This is a genomic window from Pseudoalteromonas sp. SR45-5 (genome assembly GCF_014163565.1).
GTDB classification, from domain to species: Bacteria; Pseudomonadota; Gammaproteobacteria; order Enterobacterales; family Alteromonadaceae; genus Pseudoalteromonas; species Pseudoalteromonas distincta.
Map to the genome: position 1 here is coordinate 1 of NZ_JACJDN010000070.1, position 10,268 is coordinate 10,268.

Sequence of the window (10,268 nt, forward strand, 5' to 3'; positions counted from 1 at the left end):
AACAGGTATTGGGCGTGCAATAAAGTAGCCTTGCCCATAATCAACACCAATTTCTTTTAGTGCAAAAAATATCTCTTCGTTTTCAACGTACTCAGCTACAGAGCGCTTATCGAGAGACCGACTAATATCATTTATTGCTTTTACTAACGCTAAATCTATAGGGTCATTGAGCATATCACTTACAAATGAGCCGTCAATTTTCACATGCTGTGCTGGTAGCTGTTTTAAATAATTAAATGTACTAAATCCAGTTCCAAAATCATCGATAGAAAAATGACAGCCTAAGCTATTAAGCTTCTCAATCATTTTACGAGTGGCCTTTAGGTTATTGATACTCGCAGATTCAGTTATTTCAAAAATTATCCGCGAAGCAGGCACGTTATACTTTTCAAGGTTTGATTCAATTAATGGCAATAAGCGTTCATCTAAGAACGATTGTGCTGACAAATTAATAGCAACTTGGTTTAACTCTGGGTGCTTAGATACACAAGCAATAGCATTACGTACAACGCATTGATCCATCAAAAATGTGTCGTTAAGCATTTCTAAAGAGGGAATAAACTGATTTGGGTATACGAGTTCACCTTTTAGTTTTAAGCGTAAAAGCGCTTCAAAATAAGCAACTTTACACTCTTTAAAATCCCAAATAGGTTGGTAATGTAGTTCAATATTATCTTGCTGTAGTGCTTGGCGAATTTCGTGGCCCCATTCAAGCCCTGTTTGTAGTGTATTGTTTTGAGCATCTTCTTTTGAATAGCAATGTACTAAGTTACGCCCTAGGTTTTTGGCAATATACAAAGCAATATCGGCTTGTTTTAAACACTCATTAGGGTCATTATTTTGTGTCGTGATTTGAGTTAAACCAATAGAGCAGCTAATAGTGTATATCTGATCTTCTGATTTAAAAGCATGTTTTTCTATCGCACTACACACACCTTCTGCAATAAGGTGTGCATCCAGTAAATTCATATTGGTAAGTATGACTGCAAATTCATCCCCACCAATTCTGCATACCAGGTGATCGTCGCCAATATTTGCTTTAAATAATTGCGCCACTTCTTTTAAAACTATATCGCCCTGATGATGGCCTTTACTGTCGTTTATTATTTTAAAGTGATCGAGGTCAATATAAATAACAGCATGCTCAATGCCATCATAGGTGTATTTATCCTGGCATATTTTATTAAGCTGTTGATCAAAATAATAACGATTATGCAAACCAGTTAATGGGTCATGGTGTGCTAAATGACGTAGTTGAATCTCAGCTTGCTTTCGTTCATGTATATTGTCGATAGTTGCGGTTATAGTCGCGTTGTTACGACTATTTTTTATTAGCTGCAATCTGCATTCAACCCAAATTAAATTGCCATTTTTGTGGGTTAACTTTACTTCTATTTGTTGCTGTTGCTCGCCACCATGTAAAATATCGTTAATAGTGTAGTCAAGCCTTCCTTTATCTTCGTTATTACAATAAGCGCTTAATGGGTTTTGTAGTGATGATTTAACACCAAAACCGCTTAATGTTTCCCATGCGGGGTTAATAAAACGAATATTACCTTGCTGATCGAGCTCTAAAACAACTGTATTTAAGTGCAATAAAATACGCTGATGAGCTGAAAATAACTCTTTGTAACGCACTTCGCTCACGCTTAATTGTTCTACTTTGTAAGCAAATTCAGCATAACTCACCATAAAATCTTCACGTCGTGCGGCGTGGTCACACACTTTGTTTAAAAATGAAGGATCGTAAGGGGCTCTAATAAAGTCGGTAACACCCGAAAGCAAAAGCTGCTCAGCGTAATCGGCATCGTCACTTTCTATAATTGTAACAATAGCTTGTTTAGAATTGTGCTGGAGGATTTCTTCAACGAGTACACTCGAGCTCTCTGCACTTGATGTAGTGGCATCGAGTAGCACAATTGAAAACTGCTGTTGGTTATAAGCGTTAAGTGCCGCTTTAGCTGAAGTTACGTGAGTGATAGCAAAGTTTAACTTTAACTGTTCACTTATTTTGTCGGCCGTATTTTGAAGTGGCTCTAATAATAATAAGTTTAGCCGGCTACTTTTTTCTAAGTGAGTAGATAAAACATTCGCAAGTACTTGAGGGAGCATATCTTTGTGCTCAAACGGTAGTACAGCATCTATCCCATAGCTTCGGGCTGTTGTTTCGGCAATCCGCTCACAGTAAATTGGCGGAATAAGTAAAATTGGTGTGTTTTTTGGTGTTTTTAGTAACCCTGAGCGGATCATCCTAGAAAAGCGCCAGCCATCAATTTTACCAACATTAATGCCCGTTATTATAATATCAACAGGGTGTTGTTTTAAAAGCTTTAAAGCTTGTTGGCTATCTTGCGCATCAATAAAGGTAAATACATTTAAGCTTTCTAAAGTGCCCTTAATCGCGCGACGTTCAGCACTACTTGCGTTTAATATTAGCAATTTAAGCTGGTTTGGCACGAGTTGAACACCCCTAATATAACTTATAATAATTTAGCCGAATAAGAATAGTGACATTTAACCATAAGAACAAGAGAATTTAATGGCAAACACGCAAACAGACATTATAAGTTTGGCTGATTTCTTGAGCTTAATATCCGATACATATACACTTGGCGCGATTTTAAATGATGTGGATTACTAATTATGCGCGTGGCTGACTTTAGCTTTGACTTACCTGATGAATTAATAGCTCGTTTTCCTAAAGCGGACAGAACCAGCAGCCGTCTACTCACTTTAGATGGCCCAAGCGGAACTTTAGAACATAAAGTGTTTAGCGATATACTTGATTTAGTAATCGAAGGCGATTTATTGGTCTTTAACAATACACGCGTTATTCCAGCACGTATGTTTGGTCAAAAAGCTTCAGGCGGAAAAGTTGAAGTACTTGTAGAGCGGGTATTAGATGAGCATCGCGTACTTGCGCATGTACGGGCAAGTAAGTCGCTTAAGGTCGGTAACGAAGTTATTTTAGAAGGCAAAGCCAAGGCAATAATGGTTGCACGCCACGATACTTTATTTGAGCTTGAGTTCGATCATAGCCAAAACGTGCTAGATATACTTAATGATATTGGCCATATGCCACTGCCTCCTTATATTGACCGGCCTGATACCGATGCTGACCGTGAGCGTTATCAAACTGTTTATGGAGAAAAACCAGGTGCAGTTGCAGCACCAACTGCAGGTCTACATTTTGACGATAAATTAATGACAGCACTGAAGGATAAAGGTGTAAACATGGCTTTTGTTACGCTACACGTTGGTGCTGGTACTTTTCAGCCGGTACGAGTTGATAGTGTTGATGAGCATGTAATGCACTCAGAGTACATAGAAGTACCTGATGACGTAGTTGCAGCTGTTGCGCAAACTAAAGCAAATGGTGGGCGTGTAATTGCGGTAGGCACAACTTCAGTTCGCTCATTAGAGTCGGCTGCTAAAGTTCACGGCGGCAAGTTAGATACGTATTTTGGTGATACCGATATATTTATTTTTCCGGGTTATCAATTTAATGTTGTTGATGCCATGGTCACAAATTTTCACTTACCAGAATCAACGCTTATAATGTTAGTCAGCGCATTTAGCGGCCAAGACAATATTATGGGCGCTTACAATACTGCAATAGAGCAGCAGTACCGCTTTTTTAGTTATGGCGACGCCATGTTTTTAACACGAAAGTAACAAAATATTGTTTAATACTCAGTAGAATATATTAAAACCCCCAGCTTAGTTGCTGGGGTTTTTGTTTGCGGCAATTGGCAAAACTGAATTTATCGCAGCTAATAGTATTAGTGAGGCAAAAAGGGTAGAATCAGGCGGTTAAATTATAGCTTGTTGGACTGTTTTTCCGACATTGAGGATGATATGAAATTTGAATTAGATTGTACTGACGGAAAAGCGCGCCGCGGCCGCTTAATTTTTGACCGTGGTGTAATAGAAACACCTGCTTTTATGCCTGTTGGTACTTACGGTACTGTAAAAGGTATGACGCCAGATGAAGTTAAAGCCACTGGTGCGCAAATATGTTTAGGTAATACCTTTCATTTAATGCTTCGCCCAGGTACTGAGATCATTAAACAACATGGTGATTTACACGACTTTATGAATTGGGACTTCCCAATTTTAACTGACTCAGGCGGTTTTCAAGTATTTAGCTTAGGCGCAATGCGTAAAATTACTGAAGAAGGCGTTTTATTTCAATCTCCAGTAAATGGTGATGAAATTATGATGTCGCCTGAAAAGTCGATGGAAGTACAGCGCGACTTAGGCTCAGACATCGTTATGATTTTTGACGAGTGTACGCCATACCCAGCAACTGAAAAAGAAGCTAAAGATTCTATGGAGTTATCTCTTCGTTGGGCTAAGCGCTCAAAAGAAGGGCATGGCGATAATCCATCTGCTTTATTTGGTATTATCCAAGGTGGTATGTACCCAGAATTACGTGCACAATCACAAGCTGGCCTTGAAGAAATTGGTTTTGACGGTTATGCATTAGGTGGCCTATCAGTAGGTGAGCCTAAAAACGAAATGATGAATATCCTTGATCATTGTGCGTTTAAAATGCCAGAAGACAAGCCTCGTTACCTTATGGGTGTAGGCAAGCCAGAAGACTTAGTTGAGTCGGTTCGCCGTGGTATTGATATGTTTGACTGTGTTATGCCAACACGTAATGCGCGTAACGGCCATTTATTTATTACCACGGGTGTAGTAAAAATACGTAACGCAGTGCATAAAACAGATACAGGGCCACTTGACCCTGAGTGTGATTGCCATACGTGTAAAAACTATTCACGAGCTTATTTGCATCACCTTGATAAATGTAACGAAATTTTAGGTGCGCGACTAAACACAATTCATAACTTACGTTACTATCAACGTGTTATGGAAGGTTTACGTAATGCAATTAGCGAAGGTAAATTAGAAGAATTTGTACAAGATTTTTATGCTCGCCGAGGCCAAGATGTGCCAGAGTTAGCAGATATAAAAAATTAAACTTTAAAATTAAAGAGGAAGTATCATGAGTTTATTTATTTCAAATGCACACGCAGCAGCTGGTCAACCTGCGGCAGGCGGTGGTTGGGAAATGCTAATAATGTTAGCTATTTTCGGTTTGGTTTTTTACTTTTTAATCTACCGCCCACAAGCTAAGCGCGTTAAAGAGCACAAAAGCTTAATGAGTATGATGGCTAAAGGTGATGAAGTACTTACCCAAGGCGGTTTAGTGGGTAAAATTGTGAAAATTTCTGAAGAGAAAGATTTCATCGTTATCTCTTTAAACGAGCAAGCAGAAGTTACAGTACAAAAATCTGCAGTATCTGCAGTATTGCCAAAAGGCACAATGAAGTCGCTATAAAAATAATAAGGACGACCCCGTGTTAAACAAGTTTCCAGTTTGGAAGTATTTACTTGTTTTAGCTGTGGTAGCCATTGGCCTTTTATATGCCTCTCCAAACTTGTATGGTCGCGATCCGGCCATACAAGTTTCAGGTGCTAAAGGCGCTGATGTCGATCTCAGTGTTGTAGACAAAGTAAACGCAATCCTTAAAACAAATAATGTAACCGCTAAATCGACAATACTTGAAGATGGACAAATTTTAGTTCGTTTAAAAAATGTTGAAGAGCAACTTAAAGCGCATGACTTACTACGTGATTCGCTGAGCGATGATTACATTTCTGCTATTAATATGGCACCTGCTCAACCAGCTTGGTTAAAAGCGGTCGGTGGTAACCCTATGAAGCTAGGTCTTGATTTAAGTGGTGGCGTACATTTCACCATGGAAATCGACATGGCAACAGCGGTTGATAACCAGCTTGAGCAAATGGAACAAGATTTTCGCAGTGACCTGCGCGAAGAAAAACTACGTTATCGTAGTGTTCGCCGCGTAGCAGGCTCCGATCGTATGCGTGTAGAAATGCGTACCGAAGAAGACAAAAATGCTGCAGAGAGTTTCTTAGAAACTCGCTACCCGCTAAATGTCTACATTGATGACAGCAGTAACGATAAAGCATTTTTTGCGACAATGAGTGAGCAAAAACTCAAAGAAATTCGTGACTACGCTATCAAGCAAAATGAAACGATTATTCGTAACCGTATCAACCAAATTGGTGTTGCAGAGCCTAACGTACAACGCCAAGGCGCTGAGCGTATTATTGTTCAACTACCAGGCATTCAAGATACTGCACGTGCTAAAGAAATTTTAGGCGCGACAGCAACACTTGAATTTCGTGAAGTAGACGAAAACGCAGATATTAGCGCTGCTGCCCAAGGTCGTATCCCAGCGGGTACTGAAATGATCATGAGCCGCGACGGTTACCCTGTTGTACTTAAAAAGCGTATTATTTTAGAGGGCAGCCATATTACGGGCGCGCAATCTGGCGCTGATGAATACCAACGTCCGCAAGTAAGTATTACGTTAGATAGCAAAGGTGGGGCAAAAATGAATGCCTTTACCAAGCGTGCTATTGGTAAGCGTATGGCAACGGTATTTATTGAGTACAAGCCATCAGGTAAAAAAGATGCAAACGGTAAAGCGCTTCCGCCTATTAAGGTTGAAGAAGTTATTAACGTAGCAACGATTCAAGCCCGTCTTGATCGCTCGTTCCGTATTACCGGCATTGATAACCCAGCAGAAGCACATAACTTAAGCTTACTACTTCGTGCTGGTGCACTTGTAGCGCCAATTCAAATTGTTGAAGAGCGCACAGTAGGTCCAAGCTTAGGACAAGAAAATATTGAAGCGGGTATGACTGCGGTTGCACTTGGCTTTGCGTTTGTACTTGTGTTTATGCTTGTGTACTACAAAGGTTTTGGTATGGTTGCAAACCTTGCGCTTGCGGCTAACTTAGTACTAATTGTAGGTGTTATGTCTTTAATTCCGGGCGCTACACTTACGCTACCAGGTATTGCCGGTATTGTATTAACGGTAGGTATGGCGGTTGATGCTAACGTACTTATTTTTGAACGTATTCGTGAAGAGCTGGCCGATGGCCGTAGCCCTCAACAAGCGATTCATTTTGGTTACGATAGCGCATTTAGCACTATATTTGATGCCAACATCACGACACTAATTGCTGCCATTATACTGTTTGCAGTGGGCACTGGTCCGATTGCGGGCTTTGCAGTGACACTTGCGATTGGTATTTTAACTTCAATGTTTACAGCCATCGTTGGTACCCGTGCGGTAATCAACTTATTTGTTGGTGGTAAACGCATTGATAAACTTTCGATTTAAGGAGCAGACATGCAAATTTTAAGTTTGGGTAGTAGAACCCTTCGTTTCATGTCTCTTCGAAAAGTGGCTATGGGTTTCTCGACGCTACTAATTTTAGCGTCGTTTGCATCAATTTTTATCAAAGGCCTAAACTTTGGTTTAGATTTTACCGGCGGTACTGCGGTAGAAGTGGGTTTTTCACAACCGGCTGACCTTAAAAAAGTACGTGATGCACTAGCTGATAATGGTTTTGCTGATGCATCAGTGCAGCTATTTGGTTCAAGCCAAGAAATTTTAGTTCGCTTAGCACCACGCGGTAGCGATGTAAAAGCTGAAGTAATTGGTAACCAAGTAATCGATGCACTTAAAAAAGCAGACGACAGCGTAGTAATGCGCCGTATTGAATTTGTAGGCCCAAGTGTAGGTGAAGACTTAAAAGAGCAGGGTGGCCTTGCCATGTTAACTGCGCTTATTTGTATCTTAATCTACGTTGCGTTTCGTTTTGAATGGCGCTTTGCAGTAGGTGCGGTAGGTGCACTACTACACGATGTTATCATTACTGTGGGTTTATTTTCGGTATTAGGTTTAGAGTTTGATTTAACTATATTAGCGGCAATTCTTGCGGTAATTGGTTATTCACTCAATGATACGATTGTTGTATCAGACCGTATACGTGAAAACTTCCGTAAGGTACGCATTGACGATACGATAGAAATTATTGATATTTCACTTACGCAAACACTTAACCGTACACTTGTAACATCAATCACGACTATTTTAGTATTGATTGCCTTGTTTACATGGGGTGGACAAACCATTCATGGTTTTGCAACTGCATTACTGTTTGGTGTGTTTATTGGTACTTATTCTTCGATTTATGTTGCAAGCTCTGTTGCTATAGCAATGGGCGTAAGCAAAGAAGATTTAATACCAGAAGTAATTGAAAAAGAAGGCGCAGACCAAGACGCTATGCCGTAACTAGATTTGTACTTAATAAAAACCGCTCTTATGAGCGGTTTTTTTATGAGCGCATTTTTTTGCGCAATAAAAATGTCATACACACTTGGTACTTTATTGCTCCAATCAAAATAGTTGTAAGGCAAATACGTGACGATTCAGCGCAAAGTATTAGAGTACATTTTAAAAAGCGGTGAAATAACAACGCTGTTTCAGCCTATTTTTGATATTAGTAATCAAGTTATTTTAGGTTACGAAGCACTTAGTCGAGGACCTAAAAATAGCCCGTTAGAAATGCCTAATACGTTATTTAAAGTTGCCCATGAGGAATGTTTAATTTCGGAGCTTGAATTACTATGTCGCTCTAAAGCGATTGAAAACTTTGTAAGGCTTAAGCTACAAGGTAAATTATTTTTAAATGTAAGCCCTAAAACACTACTAGACCCTTGCCACCCTAAAGGGGAAACATTGCACCTAATAGAGCAATTTGGCTTAGCTGCTAACCGTGTAGTTATAGAGGTTACTGAGCAAGAAAAAGTAGATGATGGCTTCTTGTTATTAAAAACGATAGCCCATTACCGAGAGCTCGGTTTTACTATAGCAATAGATGATTTAGGCGCTGGGTATTCAGGGTTAAAGCAATGGTCTGAACTATGCCCTGATTTTGTAAAAATTGACCGCTATTTTATTGATCATTGTGATGAAAGCGAAGTTAAAAAAGAGTTTTTGAAATCTATTACTATTTTGGCCAGAGCTACTAATACTCAGGTTATTGCTGAAGGCATCGAGCGTCCAGAAGAGCTTACATTTGTAGAAAACTTAGGCATTAGTAATGTACAAGGGTTTTTACTCGAAAAGCCAAGCATAAAGCCAAGTGAAGATTTCAGCTCAGAGCAACTAAAAGCTCTTTCATTTACGCAATCAAACACATTGTTTGATCAATCTATGGCCATAGGTCGCTTATCGGTTACGCAACCTGCAATAAGCAGCGACACTCGCTGTAAAGATGCGCATAAGCTCTTTGAGCAAGATAAATCACTCATAAGCATTGCAGTGTTAAATACTGAAAACCAGCCAGTAGGGTTACTTCACAGAGATCAATTAACAGAAGTTTTTGCAGCGCCCTATGGGCATGCTCTTTACGATAAACGCCCCGTTACTGCACTGATGGATAAGCAGCCCTTAGTCGTTGACGAAAACCAATTACTCGATACCGTAAGTAAACAAATAACTGAGCAAGACTTTGATATACGCCGCCATATAGTGATAACCAGAGAAAACGCTTATTTAGGTTTAGCGCCGCTTCGCGATATTTTAAAACACATAACCGAAGAAAAAATACGCCATGCACAACACGCTAATCCACTGACTATGCTCCCTGGTAATGTGGCAATTAATGAAGCTATAGAGCAGCGATTAAAAGCTAGTAATCCGTTTTCACTCGCGTATATAGACTTAAATCATTTTAAGCAATTTAATGACTTATACGGCTACGCTAGCGGCGACAGTGTAATTAAACTATTAGCTGATGTAACAGTGCAAGCGTGTAAAAATAGTGCTAACTTTGTAGGACATATAGGTGGCGATGACTTTATGGTGGTGTTTGATCAGCACAACGCGGTTGATATATGTAATACCATTATTGAGCAATTTCAACTCCAGTCTCGTATATTTTTTACACCTGAGCACATAAAGAGCGAAGGGTATTGGGCCACAAATCGTGAAGGAGAAAAGCAATTTGTGCCGCTACTAACGTTATCGATTGGCTTAGTTGAGCCTGATTTACAACAATGTAAAAACAGTCACCAAGTTGCAGCACTCGCAACTGATGCTAAAAAAGAAGCCAAACGTTATCGCCATAGTTATTTGTTTATTTGCAAACGTAAAGGGCCTGCGCCCGCAGTGGTGCGCCTAGCAAGCAATAAGCAGGTAATTTAAATAAAAATAGGTAATTATTATGTTGCCAATAAAAATCTCGACCAGTGTACTTGGTCTGCTTGCAAGTTTTGCACTTATGGCGCAAGAGCAAATAATTAATGTAGCCCAAAAGCAAGATACTCAAAACGCACGAGAAGAGTACTTAAGTGAGCTACTGGTACGTGCACT

At 39.8% G+C, this 10,268-nt stretch carries 7 protein-coding genes; 6 read left to right on the top strand and 1 reads right to left on the bottom strand.

Annotated elements, in window-relative coordinates:
- A partial coding sequence (locus tag H5072_RS04485; RefSeq protein ID WP_182692836.1) for a GGDEF domain-containing protein occupies window positions 1-2,457 on the bottom strand: 2,457 nt, incomplete at its 3' end.
- A gap of 186 nt (window positions 2,458-2,643) precedes the next feature.
- Between H5072_RS04485 and queA the strand changes: the two genes are divergently transcribed.
- The 6 genes from queA to H5072_RS04515 all read left to right on the top strand — a co-directional run bounded on the left by queA (window position 2,644) and on the right by H5072_RS04515 (window position 10,100).
- On the top strand, window positions 2,644-3,675 hold the full coding sequence (queA, locus tag H5072_RS04490; protein WP_182692837.1) for a tRNA preQ1(34) S-adenosylmethionine ribosyltransferase-isomerase QueA: 1,032 nt from the start codon (window positions 2,644-2,646) through the stop codon (window positions 3,673-3,675).
- 183 nt (window positions 3,676-3,858) lie between these two features.
- On the top strand, window positions 3,859-4,986 hold the full coding sequence (gene tgt, locus H5072_RS04495) for a tRNA guanosine(34) transglycosylase Tgt (RefSeq protein ID WP_002957831.1): 1,128 nt from the start codon (window positions 3,859-3,861) through the stop codon (window positions 4,984-4,986).
- A 25-nt stretch (window positions 4,987-5,011) separates the two neighbouring features.
- Complete coding sequence (gene yajC / locus H5072_RS04500; protein ID WP_002957830.1) at window positions 5,012-5,347, top strand: preprotein translocase subunit YajC; 336 nt, start codon at window positions 5,012-5,014, stop codon at window positions 5,345-5,347.
- Window positions 5,348-5,366: 19 nt separating this feature from the next.
- The gene (gene secD, locus H5072_RS04505) at window positions 5,367-7,226 is read left to right on the top strand and encodes a protein translocase subunit SecD (RefSeq protein ID WP_182692838.1); all 1,860 of its coding nucleotides are present in this window, start codon (window positions 5,367-5,369) and stop codon (window positions 7,224-7,226) included.
- A 9-nt stretch (window positions 7,227-7,235) separates the two neighbouring features.
- Window positions 7,236-8,183 carry a protein translocase subunit SecF gene (secF, locus tag H5072_RS04510; protein WP_182682574.1) on the top strand — a complete coding sequence of 316 codons (948 nt, stop codon included), beginning with the start codon at window positions 7,236-7,238 and terminating at the stop codon, window positions 8,181-8,183.
- Window positions 8,184-8,312: 129 nt separating this feature from the next.
- Window positions 8,313-10,100: a GGDEF domain-containing protein gene (locus H5072_RS04515; RefSeq protein ID WP_182692839.1), complete on the top strand. Its 1,788-nt coding sequence runs from the start codon at window positions 8,313-8,315 to the stop codon at window positions 10,098-10,100.
- Window positions 10,101-10,268 lie beyond the last annotated feature (168 nt).

Excerpts from the sequence above, each read along its gene's own strand:
- tgt (WP_002957831.1), top strand. The coding sequence starts at position 3,859 with ATGAAATTTGAATTAGATTGTACTGACGGAAAAGCGCGCCGCGGCCGC.
- secF (WP_182682574.1), top strand. The coding sequence starts at position 7,236 with ATGCAAATTTTAAGTTTGGGTAGTAGAACCCTTCGTTTCATGTCTCTT.
- yajC (WP_002957830.1), top strand. The coding sequence starts at position 5,012 with ATGAGTTTATTTATTTCAAATGCACACGCAGCAGCTGGTCAACCTGCG.
- queA (WP_182692837.1), top strand. The coding sequence starts at position 2,644 with ATGCGCGTGGCTGACTTTAGCTTTGACTTACCTGATGAATTAATAGCT.